Source organism: Pelagicoccus sp. SDUM812003, from assembly GCF_031127815.1.
In the GTDB taxonomy this organism is placed as follows: Bacteria; Verrucomicrobiota; Verrucomicrobiia; order Opitutales; family Opitutaceae; genus Pelagicoccus.
In genome coordinates, this window is record NZ_JARXHY010000012.1 from 138697 (window position 1) to 155610 (window position 16914).

Genomic DNA, 16914 nt, shown 5'->3' on the forward strand with positions numbered 1-16914 from the left:
TGGAAACATGCATTCGACGAGCGCATTGCTTCAGGCGGGGCAATGGCAGGTCACGACCAGCTACCGCTGGCTTTACTCGGACCGGCATTTTTCCGGGCTCGAGGAGCAAACGCATCGCAAGGACGAGCACACCGAAGTGATCAACGATTCGCACTTTCTGGACGTCACCCTCACGCGTGCGATCAGTCGGCGTCTCTGGCTCAACCTCACCGTTCCCACGGTCTACTCGGATCGATCCTCGCTCTACGAGCACATGGGCAACTCTTCCGGTCAGCGTTTTAGCACGCAAGCGGGAGGAATCGGCGACCTTCGCGTTTCCGCCAACTACTGGATGTTCGATCTCGAAAACCAACGAAGGAGCAATGTGCTGCTCGGGTTCGGGTTCAAGGCTCCGACCGGCGACTACAAGGCTACCGATACCTTCCACCGGCCAACCGGCTTGCAGGAACGCTATGTGGACTCGTCGATTCAGCCCGGAGATGGGGGGTGGGGACTGGTTTTCGATGCTCAAGGCTATCATCGGTTTTCCGAGCGAACGACCGCTTACGCCACCGTTTCCTATCTCGCCAATCCGCGCGAAATGGTGGAAGCGACAGGGTTCTCCGTGCCTGATTCGTACCTCTATCGAGCGGGCGTCGACTACTTGGCGTTTCCCATGCGAGGCGTCACGGTGAGTCTCGGGGGTAGGATGGAGGGCGTGCCCGAAGAGGATCTCTGGGGTGGGAGCAATGGGCGCCGCCGCCCCGGCTACTCGATAGCGATCGAACCAGGCTTCACCTACGCCAATGAAAGGCACAGCCTCACGGTCAGCGTGCCCATCGCTTTGATACGCAACCGAACCCAGAGCATTCCCGAAATCCCTCGCGGCAGACATGGCGACGCGGCCTTCGCCGACTATACGCTGAACGCGAGCTATTCGTATCGATTCTGAGGATACAGCCGAATAGCAGTCCACTGACAACAAGAACGGAGGTGGGCGCTACCACGCTGAAAGGCATCCCTGAACGCGTCCGGAGGAAGCGTTCCACCTTGGAGCGCGAATGAACGCGTCCGGAGGCCACGTTCCACCTTGGACCCGCTGACGAAAAAGCCGCCTCTCGAGGGAGGCGGCTAGGGGGAAAGGGGGGGGGTGTGTTGGCCGCTAGGGACAGCAGCCGCTACCGTTTGATCTGCAGGACGCGCTCGTTTATGAGCTGCAGAACCTCGGTTTCGAACTCCTCGAAGAGCATGGTCGGCTTTCCGTCGTGGAAACGGCTGCGCACGCTGACCTTGCCTTCTTCCGCTTCGCGCTCGCCCACGATCAAGACGTTGGGCACCTTGTCGAGCTCGGCGTTGCGAATCTTGGCTCCGAGCTTGTCGGAGTTGAAATCCGCCGCGGCCCGCACGCCGTTTGCCTTCAATTCCTCGAGCAGCTTCTGAGCGTAGTCCCGCACCTTGTCGCTGATGGGTAGGATGCGAACCTGCTCCGGGGCCAGCCATGTCGGGAAGTCGCCGCCGAAGTGCTCGATGAGCAGTCCGCAGAAGCGCTCCATGGAGCCGAAGGGAGCGCGGTGCACCATGACCGGGCGGTGCGGCTTGTTGTCCGAACCGGTGTAGGATATGTCGAAGCGCTCCGGCAGGTTGTAGTCGACCTGCACGGTGCCGAGCTGCCATTCGCGACCGATCACGTCTTTTACCACGAAGTCGATCTTCGGTCCGTAGAAGGCGGCTTCGCCTTCCTCTTCGACGTAGGGAACGCCCAGGGTTTTGACCGCCTCGCGCAGAGCGGCTTCCGCCTTATCCCAGTTCTTCGGGTCGCCCACGTACTTGTCGGAATTCGGATCACGTAGGGAAACGCGCACCGAGTACTCCTCCATGCCGAGGGTGTTGAAAACGATTTTCACCAGATCGAGACAGCCCTGGATCTCGCCTTGCAGCTGCTCCTCTGTGCAGAAGAGGTGGGCGTCGTCCTGAGTGAAGCCGCGCACGCGCGTCATGCCGTTGAGCTCGCCGGATTGCTCCCAGCGGTAGACGGTGCCGAACTCGGCCAAGCGGATGGGAAGATCGCGATAGGAGTGCGGCTCCGAGTCGTAGATCTTGATGTGCATCGGGCAGTTCATGGGCTTGAGCAGGAAGCCATCGATGTCGCCCGTTTCCAGCTTGTTGGTCAGCTGGGAGCAAGGGGCGTTTTCATCGGCCAGGTCCGCCAGCGAGTCGCGCTCGATGATGGGAGCGAACTGGGACTCCTGATAATACGGGAAGTGTCCAGATGTTCGATACAGGCCAAGCTTGCCGATGTGCGGGGTGAAGACTTGCGTATAGCCCTGCGTGATGAGCTGCTCGGAGATGAAGTCCTGCAGCTCCTGGCGAATGATGGCCCCTTTGGGTTTCCAGAGGACCAGGCCTTGGCCGACCGCTTCGTCGATGTGGAAGAGGCCCATTTCCTTGCCCACGCGGCGATGGTCGCGCTTGCGAGCTTCTTCCAATTGCTCGAGATAGGCTGCCAGCTCTTCCTTCGAGGGAAAGGCGGTGCCGTAGATGCGCTGAAGCTGCTTGTTCTTTTCGTCGCCGCGGTGGTAGGCGCCTGCGACGGAAAGCAGTTTGAACGCTTTGATCTTCTTGGTGTAGGCGACGTGAGTGCCGGCGCAGAGGTCGAGGAACTCGCCGTTCTTGTAGAACGAAATGGTGTCGCCTTCCGGGATGTCCGCCAAGCGGCCGAGCTTGTATTCGGCCTGACCGAACTCCTGGATCATCTGGGTGGCTTGCTCGCGGGAGACCTCCACGCGCTCGAACTTCTGGTTCTCCTTGATGACCTTCTTCATCTCCGACTCGATCTTTTCCAGATCTTCGGCGGTGAACTTATGATCCAGGTCGAAATCGTAGTAGAAACCGGTGTCGGTTGGCGGGCCGATGTCGAGCTTCGCTTCCGGAAAGAGGCGAAGAACTGCAGTGGCGAGAACGTGGGCCGAGCTGTGGCGGATCTCTTCGAGAGGAGTCATTTGTTCTTTCATGAGGAAAATCGGGCAGCTTTTCTAAGCGCGAAACTGCACAGATGGGCATAGATCGGGGAGCGAATCAAGACTGCGTTTGAGCAGCGGAAGAGGAGGGAGACAAACGGAGATTCTTGGTTCGCAGCCCTGGGGCTGGTCGCGCTTTCGCTAATCCGGGACCGTTTCCGTTCTCCTCGAGCGAGCCGCTGCTTGGCTTCAGCTATCGGAGTAGGTCTCGTCGATGAAGCGGTCGACCCGCTGGAGCAGCAGAGCGCAGCGCCTGTCGTTTCGTCGCTCGACCAGCAAACGCTTCGCGGCGTAGGGATGGTCGATGAGATTAGCTCCTGCCAGCTCGATCATTCGATCCAGCCGTTTCGCGTCGCCAGTCGCGTAGTACAAGGCGGTATTGACGATGAACTCGCTTCCGTTTCGCCCGTCGTAGCGGGAGATGGCCTCGATCGCTGGTTGATTTCCAAATCGAGCCAGGGCGGCGAACAGGGCGCCGTCGTCCACCATGGAGCTGATCAGATCGTCGAGATCCTTGGACTTCCCTCGATTCGTTTCGCCGGCAGCTATCGAATCGAGTCGACGGGCCAGGTAGGGCACCGCTCGTTCGTCGCCCAGAAGGGCCATGGTTTCCGCGATGTTCATGGGAAAGAAGCCGGAATCGTTGGGAAGCTGCTCCACCAGCAGGGGGAAGCAGGTTTCAGAATTCATGGTGGCGAGGGCCCGCAGGGATCCCCCGATGGCGCAATTGCTGGAGGCGTGGTGATAGATGTCCAACAGGAGCTGCTCCTCCCCGTCATTAGCCAGCTCCTCGAAGGCTCGTTTCTCGAGGCGTCCGTGGGCTAAGTGGCTGTGGCAGAGGGCTGCCAGCATCTTGTTGGCGTCGCCGCCGTGCGAGCCGCTCGCGAGATGGTCGATGGCCTTTTCCATGGCTTCGAAATCCAGTTTCGCCCCAAAAAAACCGTCCGACTCGGATGCGAGCGGTGTCTGGCCGAAGAGGCGTTTCATGATGAACCAGCTATCGGTATCGAATTCCAGATCGATAAACTCTGGAATCATTTCGTAGAACTCAGCTTGAGCCTTGGCTTCGATCGCCTTGGGATCGTCGCGTTTCTCGTAGGTCTGCGAAAGCAGGTACCACAGGGCGCTGTAGCGCGGGAATCGCTGCAAGGCGTCCTGTCCCAGATCGAGCGACTCCTGGGTGCGTCCCAATGCGTTCAGGGCGTTCATCGCTCCGCAGACCACCTGCGGGTCTGCCTGGTCGTCCTCCAGCGCCACCTCGGCCACCGCCAGGGCCTGCTCATGCTCGCCCAGTTCGCCGAGAGCGTAGATCAGAGCCGGGTAGGCCTCCAGATCGTGGAAGGGTGATTTCGCCGCTTCGCGCAGATGCTGCGCCGCGTCGCGGAACCGCTCGCGGCGAAACGTTTCTTCGTCGACGTCGCCAGCGGGCTGGAAACTGAGGCTTCCTCGCGAACGAATCACGCCAGGCCCATCTCTCGCTTCGGTCAGCAGCTGCTCGCCCAGCAGAAAGTGCAGCGGGGCGGGATTGTCCGACTTTTCGATGCCTTTGAGGAGGATCGATTTGGCCTGATCCACCTTTCCTTGTTGAAAGAGCACTTGAGCCGCGATCCCATAGCCGGCCGCTTCCTCAGGCTGCTTCTTGCGCAGCTTGTGAAGCGTCTTGAACGCGGCATCGATTTCGCCCCGGTCGATCTGCTGCAGGGCCACCTCTTTGCTGACGAGGGCGCGGGCGGAATGGGACGCAGGGGTCAACTGGAGGGCAAGGACTACGGAAATCAGCAGCAAGGGGGCGGAGAAGGGGTGGCTCATGGTGGGCCAATAGATACTACATGTGTAGGATTTTCAAGTCCCGCCAGCGTTTGCAGGGGAGCGTTTTTTTGAAATGCGGTCTTCGTCTGGGGTCGACTTCGGGTTTGGACGGATACGCAGGCTGCCGAGCGTCCCGTCCGATGAGGGCGAGCTGTCTGCGGACGGGCGTTTCGGCGGCGCTTCCGCGCTTTCCTAGAGCTGCTCCAGGTCGTAGCCGTCCTTGCGGTCGAGGGCTTTCCAACCGGCGGCGGCGAGCTGATCGCGCAGGGCGTCCGCGGCGGTCCAATCCTTTTCCTGTTTGGCCTGCCAACGCTTCTCCGCGATGGCCTTGACCTCCTCGGGGGCGTCGACCTTGGGTTTTTCGATGACCACCTGTTCCAGATCGTAGCCGAGGGCGAAGATGATGCGATGAAACGCCACCGCCGCGTCGGGGCCGGTAGGTTTGGCTTTGATGGCGGTGAAGATCGCTCCGAGCGCCGCGGGCACGTTCATGTCATGGGAGAGCTTGGTCCAAGCATCGGCGAAGACGCCCCAATCGTCCTTGGCATGCTTGCCCTTGGCGATCGCTTTCAGGACCGCGGACCGCTTCAGGCCAGCGGCGGCCAGGATGTCGTCGGAGAACTTGCGCAGTTTCACCAAGGCGCTCTGAGCGGCCACCAGCGAGTCGTCGGTGAAGTTGATGGTCTGTCGATAGTGTCCGCTGGTGAGGGCGTAGCGAAGCACCACCGGAGCATAGCCTTTGGCTTCGATGTCGTCGACGGTGTAGAAATTGTTCAGGCTCTTGGACATCTTGGCCCCGTCGACCATCAGGTGAGCGGCGTGTATCCAATATTTGAAGAACTGCTTCTGGTGGCCGCAGGAGCATTCGGACTGGGCGATTTCGTTTTCGTGATGAGGAAAGGTCAGGTCGACCCCGCCGGAGTGAATATCCAGATTGTTGCCCAGATACTTCATGGCCATGGCGGAGCATTCGAGGTGCCAGCCCGGACGGCCTTGGCCCCAAGGGCTGTCCCAAAAGACGTCACCATCGGTCGGCTTGCGGCTTTTCCACATCACAAAGTCCGCTGCCGAATCGCGGGTGTATTCATCGGAATCAACCGGTCCTTGCTCTTCGTCCGCTGGCGTATCCGTGAGAAGCTGACGCTCCTTGATGCGGGAAAGCTTTCCGTATTCATCGAATGAAGACACTCGAAAGTAAACCGAACCGTCATCCGACGCGTAGGCGTAGCCGCGCTCGATGAGCTGCTCGATCATGGCGATTTGCTCTTCGATGTGCTCGGTGGCCTTGGGTTCGACCATAGGCGGCAACATATTGAAGCGCTCGCAGTCTTTCTGGAAAACCTCGGTCCAGTGTTCGGTGAAGGCCTTGAGCGGCTTTCCTTCTTCGATCGAGCGGGCGATGGTCTTGTCGTCCACGTCGGTCAGGTTGCGCACGTGCAGGACCTTGAACCCAGCGGTCTGCAGCACGCGCCGCATGATGTCCTGATTGAGGAAGGTGCGGAAGTTTCCGATGTGGGCTTGGGCGTAGACGGTGGGTCCGCAGCAGTACATGCCCACGACGTTTCCTTTGGTGGGAACGATCGGTTCCGCCTTGCGAGAAAGGGTGTTCTGAAAAGTGACTTCGGACACTGCTGGGTGGGAGGTTGTTTAGCGTTTCGGCTGTCAGGAGCTGGTCGGATCCGGCGGTAGGTTTCGGTTTGCGTGTTACGAGCGAATCCGCAGCTTGCCTGCAAAGAGCCATGAAGAGTTCCCATAAGACCGAGGATTTCAAGCTGGATTTGCCGCGCCGCCCGCGCCGACTGCGCCGCACCGACTCGTTGCGTCGCATGGCGCAGGAGACCTTCGTGCGGGTGGAGGACCTGATCGCTCCATTGATCGTGAAGGAATCCGGCGAGAAGGAGCCGGTCGGATCGATGCCGGGGCTTTATCGTCTCAGCATCGAGGATCTGGTGCGCGAATGCTGCGAACTGGCCGAGCTCGGGGTGCCGGCGGTGGCGATTTTTCCCAACATGGACGCCAGCCTCAAGGACGCCCTCGGCTCCGAAGCGGGGAATCCGGACACCTTGACTCTGCGAGCGGTGCGGGCGTTGAAAAAGGAGGTGCCTCAGCTCTCGGTTATCACCGACGTGGCGCTCGATCCCTACACCTCCCATGGGCATGACGGGGTGCTCAACGAGGACGGCAGCTACGTGATGAACGACGAGACCGTGGCCCGGCTGTGCCAGATGGCTCTGCTGCAAGCGGAAGCTGGCGTGGATATCGTGGCTCCATCCGACATGATGGACGGGCGGGTGGGGGCGATCCGTTCGGCATTGGACGAGGCTGGCCACATCGATACTGCGATCATGGCCTACTCCGCCAAATTCGCTTCCGCCTACTACGGACCGTATCGCGAGGCCGTCGGAAGCGCTAGCGCCGCAGGAACGACTTTGCTGGGCAAGGAAACCTATCAAATGAACCCCGCCAACCGTCGGGAGGCCATCATGGACGCTTTGATGGACCAAGACGAAGGCGCTGATTTCGTGATGGTGAAACCAGCCGGGGCGTATCTGGACATTATTCGGGAGTTGCGCGACGCTGCGGAGGTGCCGGTGGCGGCCTATCAGGTTTCGGGCGAATACGCCCAGATCCACGCTGCGGCCAAACTCGGCTGGCTCGACTACGAGAAGACGCGCGACGAGTCGCTACTCGCCATCAAGCGCGCCGGAGCGGATGTGATTTTATCCTATTTCGCCAAAGAGGTCGCGGCGAAGCTCAATGGGTGACGGGTGGAACGGCTCGTCCCCGAAGCGTTCGAAACCGAGGATCCGCCTTCGCCAGTTTGCGGCCGAAGGCTAGGCGCGCCCGGAGGTCCCGCCCCACCTCATGAAAAGGCCCGCCTCCGAAATCGGAAGCGGGCTTTTGATTAAATCTGTGGTCCGGCAGAGTGACTACTTGTCTTTGTCGTCGTCTTCCTCCTCGTCGTCGATGTCGAAATCGTCATCGTCTTCGTCAGGGGGAGGACCTTGATAGGTGTCGTCATCCTCGTCCTCATCCTCCTCGTCGTCATCGTCCCACTTGAGGCTTTCGTCCTTTGAGATCTGTGACGTGTCTTCCTCTTCGATGTCGGGGATGTCGTCCAGGTCGTCGTCCTCTTCCGAATCGTCGTCCTCGTCCTCGTCGATTTCCCAGCCTGCGGGAACGTAGTCGAGAATCGCGGTGACCTCTCCGAAGAGATGGATGGCGCGTCCTTCGATGAAGTTGTTGTTCTCCTCCTCGCGGATTTCCTCTTCAACTTCATCCACCGTGAGCTTGCTTTCGAAGTCGAACATGTCGTTGAGCATGTTCACGCGCACCTTGGTGATGTGGTTGATGAAGTCAGCGTATGGGCTGTTCTCGTCGTCCACGACATTGGGCAATCCGAAAAGCGGCTCGTCTGCGTCCGCAAAACCCTCCTTCGAACGAACGAGTCGGATGATACCGTCGCCCAAATCACGCTGGATGCGGAAGGGGATGAAGGCTGAGTCGAAAAGATCCTGATCCAGCTTGTACTCCTGCAGCGGCTCCAGGAGGTCGAGGATGTGGGAAATCTGTCGCGGGTCGATTATGCTCAGGCCGTCCACGTCCCAGTGAATGTCGTCGCTTACTTCGACGACCCACCAGTTCATGTCTTCTCCGAGACGTACCGAACACCATTCAAGTTGTTTTCCTGCTCTTGGCATGTTTTACAATTTACGCTTATCCAAAAAGACCGAGCTGCTGCTAAGTCAATCAATGAAACCCTAAAAAACGACGAAAACTGAGAATTGTCGTTTCGCAAGGGAATCCATCCATTGAGCCTTGTTGGGCTAGGTCCGACTTGTCACGATTTTTTGGATATTCCTTTCGGTTCGGGAGCGAGTCAGTTTAGGCGTAGATCGAGCTTTTTGCTTTTCATCGCTCAGCTCTTGTCATTCTAGTAGCCACGACATGGGCGCTCTCTACCAGAACCTTGCACGACCACTTTTTTTCAAACTCGACCCTGAGCGGGCTCACGAAGTCACAGTCGACGGTTTGAGGGCGCTTTGCGCCGTTCCCGGGATGGCCCGGGTGTTGGCGTCCTTCAATCAGCTGCCGTCGGCAGCCAAACCGGTCGAGCTGTTCGGGGTGCGTTTTCCCAATCGCATCGGATTGGCCGCTGGCTTCGACAAGAACGCGGTCTGCTGGCGAGCCTTCGAAGCCTTTGGTTTCGGTCACGTGGAGATCGGTACGGTCACCTTCAAGGCCCAGCCGGGAAATCCCAAGCCGCGGCTCTTTCGCTATCCGGAACACAAGGCGGTTCTCAATCGCATGGGTTTCAACAACCACGGAGCTCAGTCAGTGGCCGTTCGGCTAGGAAAAGGACCGGCGGTCGGCGAGCGCCGCATTCCGCTCGGCGTAAATATAGGAAAGTCCAAGGTCGCCCCCTTGGATAAGGCGGTGGAGGACTACATCGGCTCCTTCACCTTGCTCGCGGAACATGCAGACTACGTGGCGATCAACGTCAGCAGCCCGAATACGCCGGATTTGCGAAAGCTGCAGGAAGAGTCTCGCCTGCGCGAGCTGCTCAGCGAATTGACGCGCTGCAACAATGAACGCGAAACGAAGAATCCTGGCAGCCGAAAGCCGATCCTGCTCAAGATCGCTCCGGATCTGAGCGTCGGTCAGCTGGACGATATCCTTTCGATTCTGAGCGAGCTGCATCTCGACGGTATCATCGCTACCAATACAACGATGGCGCGCGAGGGACCATTCGCTGACATCAACCAGCCTGGCGGCATCAGCGGAGCTCCAATCTGCGACATGTCTACCAAGATGATCGCACACATCGCCAAAGTGACCGATGGCAAGCTGCCGATTATCGGAGTCGGAGGTATCACTAATCCTGATACGGCCGCTCAGAAACTCGACGCTGGAGCGTCCATCGTGCAAATCTATTCGGGCATGATCTTCGAAGGACCTTTGGTCGCCAAGCGCGTCGCGAGGGCTTTGGCGGAAAAGATGGGCGACTTATAGAGTGGGGCGCCGCCGCTTCATGAGACTTCGGGTTTCGATGTCTCGAGCGAAGCGGCCCGCTCGACGCAGTATCGAGCCTGCGACGCAGTGGACGACGAAGCGTGGGCAGGGCCGAAGAGCCCTGAGCTCACACCTCGACCGTGCCGGTGAAGACGTTCACCGCTGGACCGGTCAAAGTGATTTCCGAAACGGAACCGCCGTCCCGCTTGAAGCCAATCGTCAAGACGTCGCCTCCCGCCACCAGCACTGAAACGGGCTGCTGTGACAATCCCTTCAAGACCGCTGCGATAGCGACCGCGGTGACGCCAGTGCCGCAAGCGAGCGTTTCGTCCTCCACTCCGCGTTCGTAGGTGCGCACCTTGATGACGCCGTCGGGCATGATTTGGGCGAAGTTGGCGTTGGTCCCTTTAGGGGCGAATTGCTCGTGATAGCGAATGGCGCTGCCTTCAGGGCGGATGTCAACCTCTTCGACATCGTCCACGAAGCAGATCACGTGCTCCACTCCAGTGTTCATGAAGTGGTAGTTGAACGTGCCGTGCGGGGTCGTCAGGCTTTGGTCGAGGGCCAGGTCCTTCAAAGGCGTCATGCGAATGGTGAACTGCCCGTTGTCTGCATCTGCGGTCATGGGCCCGGCATCGGTCTTGAACGCTACACGAGAACCGTCGCCCACGCCGTTTTGAATGGCGAAGGAGGTGAAGCAACGGGCGCCGTTTCCGCACATGTCGACTCGGCCGCCATCCGAGTTGTAGTAGACCATGGTGGCTTCGACCGAGTCGTCCGCAGGCGGGTTGAGCAGAATGAGTCCATCCGCCCCGATGCCGAAACGACGATCGCACAGCTTGGCGACCTGCTCAGAGGTGAGCTCGATCTTTCCGTCGAGATTTTCGATCATTACGAAGTCGTTTCCGGCTCCGTGCATCTTCGTGAATTCGATTTCCATGGTGAAAGACTGCAAATGAAGCATCACGAACCGCGATGCAATGATTTCGTGCGTCGCAGACCCTATTCAAAAACGTTCGAGCCATCGATCCGATTCAGGTAGTCGCGAACGAACAGCAACAGCGAATCCCTAGATCGGTACTTCAAGTAGGTTTCGAAGGCCTCTTTGGAAGCCAGAGGTTTTTCCAGTTCGTAAAAGGCGACGCCCCGCAAAACCTCGAGATCCCAGAAGCCGGGGGAAACCTCCTCCGCTTCCGCCGCGTTTTCGATCACGCCTTGCCAATCCTCTTCCGCGTAGGCTTTCAAGGTGGCGGCGTGCGCCCTAACGAGTTCGTTTCGAGAAACTTCAAGCACGTAGTCGAAGAACCACTCCATCTTTTCGCGATGCTCCGGGAAGCCCACCAGCAGGCTGGTCATTGAGATCGGGGCGAGCTCCCAGCTGGAAATGCTCCAAGCGGCTTTCTTTTCGATTTGCTCCACAATCCGGTCAGAGAGCAGCTCCGTGGTCAAATCGTCGCCATAGGCTTGAGCGATTTGGTAGAACAGGGCGATGAAATGATCTGCGAGCAGCGTTTCGCTATCGAAGCCTTGCAGCATGGCCAAGGCTTTGCTTTTTTTGCCTTTCTCCACGAGATCGAGCAAGCGAGCGACTCGTTCGTAGGCCGGGTCATAGCCAAGCATTCTCAGGAACGGTTGGACGCCTTCCGAGGTTCCAGACGGGAAATAGAGGGACAGGCTATTGTAGACATCCGTCATCATGGCGTCCTGATTCTCCACCGCGAACTGCCTCATAGCGGAAAGCAAAGGCTCGCGCTGTTCAGGGTTGTCCACATCGATTCCCTCCAGGAGACAGAGGGCAATGGCGCTCCCTAGAAGCGGGTTGGCGAGATTCTCCAGTTGCTCGACGGACTCTGCCAGAAGAGAGGTGATGTCTTGGTGAACGACAGAGTTCTGATAGAAAATCATATCCGCTAGATGGGTGATCAGCTGCTCCGAATAGCCGAATCTCGAGACCTGGAGAGCCAGTTGTTCGGGGTATTCCGATAGGCTAAGCAATTGGAAAGGGGCGAAACTGGAAGCCGCCGAATCGCCAACAGGGAGGTTTGCAGTGACGGACTCGTAGAAGGGAGCCAAGGAGCTGGCCATTCGCAGAGTCTGCAATGCGTCGAGCCGCACTTGGGATTTGTCCATGTTTTGACGATCGCTGATCTCGATGGATTTCAAATTCTCCAAGATCGGCTTCGCCGCATCTTCGCCGAACCTGACTGTTCCGTAGCCGATCGCTTTCTTGATCTGGACTACGTCCATGCCGATGATGGGTCCTTCGAGAAGAAAGGCTACCGAAGCCTTCCAGTCCTCTAGCGACTCTTGCGGCAGCTTCAGATACTCCAGCAGGTGTTTGTATTCAGTCTTATAATACTCAGTGAGAAAGGACGCGTCTTGCATCAAGCGGTCGAGCAGCTGGACATTTCGAGTGTCTACCAAGTGCTCCACAAAATTCAGCTTGATCAGGTTGCGCGTGTGGAGATCGATTTGCTCGTCGCTGGTGATCGACTCGATGCGATCGAAAAACCAATCCGGATCTGGAGCGAAGCGTTGCCAATTGTAGACGCCATTGACCAAGGCTTTTCGGCGAACCGACAGCGGTTCCTCCTCGTTCTCCGCCAGCAGGAAATAGTACTTCGCCATCTCAAGCGCCGATAGGCTCTCAAGCTTGCCTGGAATATCATTTAGCAAGGCCGTTCCATCGGCATAGAGCTCGGACATTTCGAACGGGCGCACATGATCCCACCAAAGAAGGTGATTCTCGGAACGAAACGCCTTCACTTTTTGCGTGAATTCTCCCTTCACATCGAACTCCCTGTTGGCGGTCGCCAGGTAGCCGCGCAAGGCGTCGCATATCGGCTCGTTTTGCGAAATCAGTGGATGTTGCAACTCCCGTTCAACGAGTTGCTTCAAGGCCTTGTAGTCCTTTTTGTCGACCTTCTGGGCAGCGACAAGATTCACTGCCTGGGCTCGAAAGCGCCCCATGTCCGCTTGGTCGAGGTAGGCCTCTAAGCTGGAGAAGGACTCATGCTCCAACACCCCGTTGACCGCGATCAGACTTGTCCAAATCAGAAGAGCATAGCTCATCGTTTCCTCGGAGGTCTCCGGAGCTGATCGGACCTCCGACACCCAGCGATCCATGTTATCGATATCCCGACTGAGATAGTAGGCGTGAACGACGAGTCGCTTGAGCAGCTCCCGATTGAGATAGCTGCCATTTTCCACCGCGAATTCTCCGAGTGGTGCTAAGGCCGCGAAGAGTTCGACTGAGGCGGGATCGCTCAAACCGTTGAGCGAAATAAGCTGCATCAATCCGACAAGATCCTGTTCGTTGGCACAGGCGCTGATCGCGTAGCGTAGCAGTCCTTGGTGCAGCGTATCGAGATCTTCATCACGTATCGCTTCGCGACAGGATTTCTCCAGCTCTTCATAGTCGGAGATAAGAGGTGATAGTGAACTAAGTCCGGAAATTCGCAGATTGTATCCAAGTTTCTCGATCAGGTTTTTCACCGCCTCCATCGGCGTATGGCTCTGCGTTGCATAGTCACGATAAAGCCCTTCGTTTTGTCGCATGCGAAGGATCCGGCCGGTTTGATCCGCGACATTCGCCGCGGCGAGTTGATCGGAATCCGCATCTGCAAGGAAATCGAGAGCCTGTTCAGCTTTCGTATTCAACCCTTCGAGACGCGATAGAAAATAAGCCCTCAGCAGCCCTTCGTAGATATTGCGATTTTCGAAGTGGTCTTTTCCTCCTTCCAGATAGGCGTCGATCGCTTCAGCGGTTCTCCCCGCATCCAACAAGGCGTCGCCTAGACGCGCGCGCAGGATGCCGCGGTTCCCGGCAGGGTGAGCCGGATACTCCAGCCAGCCCGCAATGAGTTCGACCGCTTCGTTTGCTCTACCGCGCGAGCGAAGGATTTGGGCGAAGTTCAGGTCGGCGTTTACGATGTTGTCGTTGCTAGGCACGAGTGTGGAGAGCACCTCCTTCAGCGGATCGGTCAGCTCGGGAGCCGCCACATGGTGGGTGATGCTCCAGATGGCCCAGTAGAGGTATTTCGTCGCGAGTTCTTGATCGTCAGGAAAGCGAGTGAAGAAATCGAAACTGAGAGCAGCTTGGCGGTCCCATTCTTGTTCTTGCTCGGTGGCGAGAATCATTTCCTCTAGTTCCTGTTTGGATACGCGTTTGGGAGCCTGGTTTTCGGTGTACCATTTAGCATCCAGTTCCTGAAAAGAGGAGGCGATAGTCGCGGCGGCATCCTTTAGTTGGCGAGAGAGCTTCAGGCTTGATTCGATTCTCTCGACCGAGACGAGAGAGTCGGACAGTCTTGGGCGATTGGACGCCAGGTCCTGCAAAGCGTTTTTCCAGATCTCTAGGCTCTTCTCGGAGCTAATGTCGACGTTGTCCTCAAGTTCCTCCGCGGCGTATTCGATCATTTGCTCAAAGGCCTCTGCATGCGCGTTCTCGAGCCATTTTAGATCCGAGGCCAATCGGCGGGCATCCTCCTGCGTGACATGGAAAGCGATCAGCAGATAGGCGAGGTCGTTTTGAGCTGGCGACTCCTCGCTCAATCCCTCTTTCGCCATTTTCACGAGTTCCTTGGAACCGCGTTCTCGATAGATCCAAGCGGCGTTGTAGGCTGACCAGCCACGTCGATAGGGCGTGAGCTCATCGTTTCCGAGGTGACTTTTGAAGAGCTTCAAAGCCTCATTGTCCTTGTCCGCTGTATCCAGTTCTTGGGCAAGCAAGTATTCGCCCCAAGCTTTCATGGAGGGAGTCACTTCATCGCCGTATTCAGCGAGCTGATCCTTGATCCACTTCGCCAATTCGAGCGGCGGCGTTTCACCCGTGTCGATGCGAGCGATTTCCATTTTCGCTTCGTAGAGCTCAGGCCGATCTTCGGGGAACCATTCGATAGTTCGCAAAAGCGCTTCGCGTCGCTTTTTCGGCTCTTTTTCCAGTTCGTAGAGCTCGTCGAGAAGGGCGAGTTGAGCCTTAGCGGACGAGAGCTTGGGAAAAGGTGCGTCCGACTCCGACTCGGCGCTTTGCAGAGACTCGACATTCGAGAAGCTGATAGGCTTGTTCCACCAACGGTTCAAGGAAGTGACCGCGTTGTGAAAGGCGCTAAATTCGGCCGCTTCGATTCGGTCGGTCCGGTTCTCTACCGTGATGCGAGCGCGGAGACTATTTTGCTCAAGCCACCAAGAGCCCGCGTATTTATATTTTGGAGTCGCTAGGTTGATTTCCTTTGGGAGAGCGTTCGGCTTGATGTTTCCTGGCAAGGCGATCGTTAGGTCGATGATCGATGAATCGAAATCAACTCGATAGTCTGAGAACCGATCGTTCGGGGAATCGCCAACAGTTGGTAGAATCCAGGTGACGTCCGGCAATCCAAAGGTGAACTGATTCGGGTCGCTCGATTCGTCTCCTTTGATCACGAAGTAGGCGCTTACCATGGGTTGCCCTTCAGCGGGACGTCCGTCGAAAATGACGTCAGCCATTTCGGCGCCGGGGTAGAATCCATCGATCTGATCGTGAAGCGAGTTTCGAAGACCTTCCGGCGACTTGTCTTGATAGAAGGTAAGATAGGAGGACTCGTAATACTCTGTGGCGTAGAGACGATACCACCCGGAAGCGGTGTGGTCACCGGTGAGCTTCAAATCGAAGGAAAAGGTAAGCGTGCCAGCGGGAGTGGCGGGAGTTCGCTCGAGGGTGGCTCGGTCTTCTCGAACGACCAACACATCTCGATCAATGTCACTCAGAGGCAGACTGCCCAAGCGAAGGTTTTCCACTGTAGGATCGAGAAACAGCGACTGGCCGTCGCTGAACTCGACCAAAGCGATGGCGTGGTTGAAATAGAAGGGCGATGGGCAGCGTTTGTCGAATTTTCCAAATCCATCGGTATCGATCAGAACGAGAAACGCTGGGATTCCTTTATGCCTCAACGCGGCAGCGAGCAGATTCGATTTGTCCTTACAATCTCCATACTTGCGATCCCACACCGCATTGCAGTCGGCGGGCTGAAAGCCAGCCAAGCCAAACTCCAGCCCTGTGTAGCGCACGTCATTGGCTACGCGATCGAGGATGGCTTGGGCGATTTCGCGTTCATCGGACATTCCTTCAGTCCAGGCGTCGATGCTCGTGCGCATCTCTTGTGATAGTTGATTCCTCTCGTTCGCCAGATCGCGTATCCAGTTGCCAACCACATCCCACCTATCGAAGGTGGTAACGCGAGCGATAGGGCCGACGTCGCTCATCGGCTCTCGCTTCACTTCGTAGTCTTTTCCTTCTCGATTCAGGTCTTCCCAGATCCATTTGGTTCGACCGTCGTAGGTGGTCGACTGCGGATCGGGAACCTTTGATCCAGAATTGGAAAACGACATGCGGGCAGCGAAGTCTTCTGGCACATCCAGTTCATAGTGGGTGCGATGAATCGGCCAGTTGAATTGGAAGGGAAAGCTGTGCATGGTGTGCGAGGATACCAATGGTTTGGTTTCCTTCGTGATGACGATGCACTCCGTGATGCTGCCGACAGCTACGTTGGGATAGATGACTACAAGCTCTTCTTGATCGGTGTAGAGATCGGAATCCGCTTCGTCTTGTGGTGATTGCGTGAATACAGCGTCTGGGTCCACGTCGATGATTCTGCCGTCTGGCAGGTAAGTCCTACCCAGGACGAGGAATGGCTCTTCCTGATCCTTACGATAGCGGAAAATCTCCTTGGAGGAGGCGCTCACGCCCGACTCCGCCAGCACATAGTAGATGCCATGATCGACCCGGTAGCGCTCGGTATCGGAAACGATGTATTCGATGCGCTCGTTGAGCAGGACGATTCCAGGTTCGGAAGAATCCTTAAAGCGTTCGATTCCACCGCGTACGTCCTCCACTTGGAGGAGCCTATCCTTGACGGTCTCGTAAAAGGGGATGTCCGCGAGAAAGGCCGGTTTCTCTTCGGATCGAAGGGGGTGAGATAGGAGTAGGGAGACTAGAAGGGAGAAGAAAACAAAGCGAAAACGCATTCGTCTTCGAATGTCCGACTAAAGGGATTTGGCAAACCAAAAACTAGTGTTTCTACGGAGGTCGCTACGCATAGTGTACCTGTTCTCGCACGGT

At 57.3% G+C, this 16914-nt stretch carries 9 protein-coding genes; 3 read left to right on the forward strand and 6 right to left on the reverse strand.

What is annotated here, in order from left to right; translation table 11 throughout:
* Positions 1–7 precede the first annotated feature (7 nt).
* Positions 8–931: a transporter gene (locus QEH54_RS16250; RefSeq protein WP_309019761.1), complete on the forward strand. Its 924-nt coding sequence runs from the start codon at positions 8–10 to the stop codon at positions 929–931.
* Positions 932–1157: 226 nt separating this feature from the next.
* Here the strand turns inward: QEH54_RS16250 and thrS are convergent, their stop codons facing one another.
* The 3 genes from thrS to cysS all read right to left on the reverse strand — a co-directional run bounded on the left by thrS (position 1158) and on the right by cysS (position 6434).
* Positions 1158–2990 carry a threonine--tRNA ligase gene (thrS, locus tag QEH54_RS16255; protein WP_345785667.1) on the reverse strand — a complete coding sequence of 611 codons (1833 nt, stop codon included), beginning with the start codon at positions 2988–2990 and terminating at the stop codon, positions 1158–1160.
* A 195-nt stretch (positions 2991–3185) separates the two neighbouring features.
* Positions 3186–4805 carry a hypothetical protein gene (locus QEH54_RS16260; RefSeq protein ID WP_309019763.1) on the reverse strand — a complete coding sequence of 540 codons (1620 nt, stop codon included), beginning with the start codon at positions 4803–4805 and terminating at the stop codon, positions 3186–3188.
* A gap of 192 nt (positions 4806–4997) precedes the next feature.
* Positions 4998–6434: a cysteine--tRNA ligase gene (cysS, locus tag QEH54_RS16265; protein WP_309019764.1), complete on the reverse strand. Its 1437-nt coding sequence runs from the start codon at positions 6432–6434 to the stop codon at positions 4998–5000.
* A gap of 110 nt (positions 6435–6544) precedes the next feature.
* Here cysS and hemB point away from each other — a divergent pair, with 110 nt between their 5' ends.
* Positions 6545–7570, forward strand: a complete 1026-nt coding sequence (hemB, locus tag QEH54_RS16270) for a porphobilinogen synthase (RefSeq protein ID WP_309019765.1) — start codon at positions 6545–6547, stop codon at positions 7568–7570.
* A 165-nt stretch (positions 7571–7735) separates the two neighbouring features.
* On the opposite strand, the gene QEH54_RS16275 is transcribed toward hemB, so the two are convergent.
* Positions 7736–8506 (reverse strand): hypothetical protein, encoded by a 771-nt coding sequence (locus QEH54_RS16275; protein WP_309019766.1) that lies wholly within the window; start codon positions 8504–8506, stop codon positions 7736–7738.
* A 247-nt stretch (positions 8507–8753) separates the two neighbouring features.
* On the opposite strand from QEH54_RS16275, the gene QEH54_RS16280 reads away from it, so the two are divergent.
* Positions 8754–9818: a quinone-dependent dihydroorotate dehydrogenase gene (locus QEH54_RS16280; RefSeq protein WP_309019767.1), complete on the forward strand. Its 1065-nt coding sequence runs from the start codon at positions 8754–8756 to the stop codon at positions 9816–9818.
* Between the two features lie 127 nt (positions 9819–9945).
* Here QEH54_RS16280 and dapF read toward each other — a convergent pair whose 3' ends face one another.
* Positions 9946–10758: a diaminopimelate epimerase gene (gene dapF, locus QEH54_RS16285; protein ID WP_309019768.1), complete on the reverse strand. Its 813-nt coding sequence runs from the start codon at positions 10756–10758 to the stop codon at positions 9946–9948.
* Positions 10759–10820: 62 nt separating this feature from the next.
* Positions 10821–16820: a DUF3857 domain-containing protein gene (locus tag QEH54_RS16290; RefSeq protein ID WP_309019769.1), complete on the reverse strand. Its 6000-nt coding sequence runs from the start codon at positions 16818–16820 to the stop codon at positions 10821–10823.
* Positions 16821–16914: the final 94 nt, after the last annotated feature.

Excerpts from the sequence above, each read along its gene's own strand:
- dapF (WP_309019768.1), bottom strand. The coding sequence starts at position 10,758 with ATGGAAATCGAATTCACGAAGATGCACGGAGCCGGAAACGACTTCGTA.
- QEH54_RS16250 (WP_309019761.1), top strand. The coding sequence starts at position 8 with ATGCATTCGACGAGCGCATTGCTTCAGGCGGGGCAATGGCAGGTCACG.
- hemB (WP_309019765.1), top strand. The coding sequence starts at position 6,545 with ATGAAGAGTTCCCATAAGACCGAGGATTTCAAGCTGGATTTGCCGCGC.
- QEH54_RS16290 (WP_309019769.1), bottom strand. The coding sequence starts at position 16,820 with ATGCGTTTTCGCTTTGTTTTCTTCTCCCTTCTAGTCTCCCTACTCCTA.
- QEH54_RS16260 (WP_309019763.1), bottom strand. The coding sequence starts at position 4,805 with ATGAGCCACCCCTTCTCCGCCCCCTTGCTGCTGATTTCCGTAGTCCTT.
- thrS (WP_345785667.1), bottom strand. The coding sequence starts at position 2,990 with ATGAAAGAACAAATGACTCCTCTCGAAGAGATCCGCCACAGCTCGGCC.
- QEH54_RS16280 (WP_309019767.1), top strand. The coding sequence starts at position 8,754 with ATGGGCGCTCTCTACCAGAACCTTGCACGACCACTTTTTTTCAAACTC.
- QEH54_RS16275 (WP_309019766.1), bottom strand. The coding sequence starts at position 8,506 with ATGCCAAGAGCAGGAAAACAACTTGAATGGTGTTCGGTACGTCTCGGA.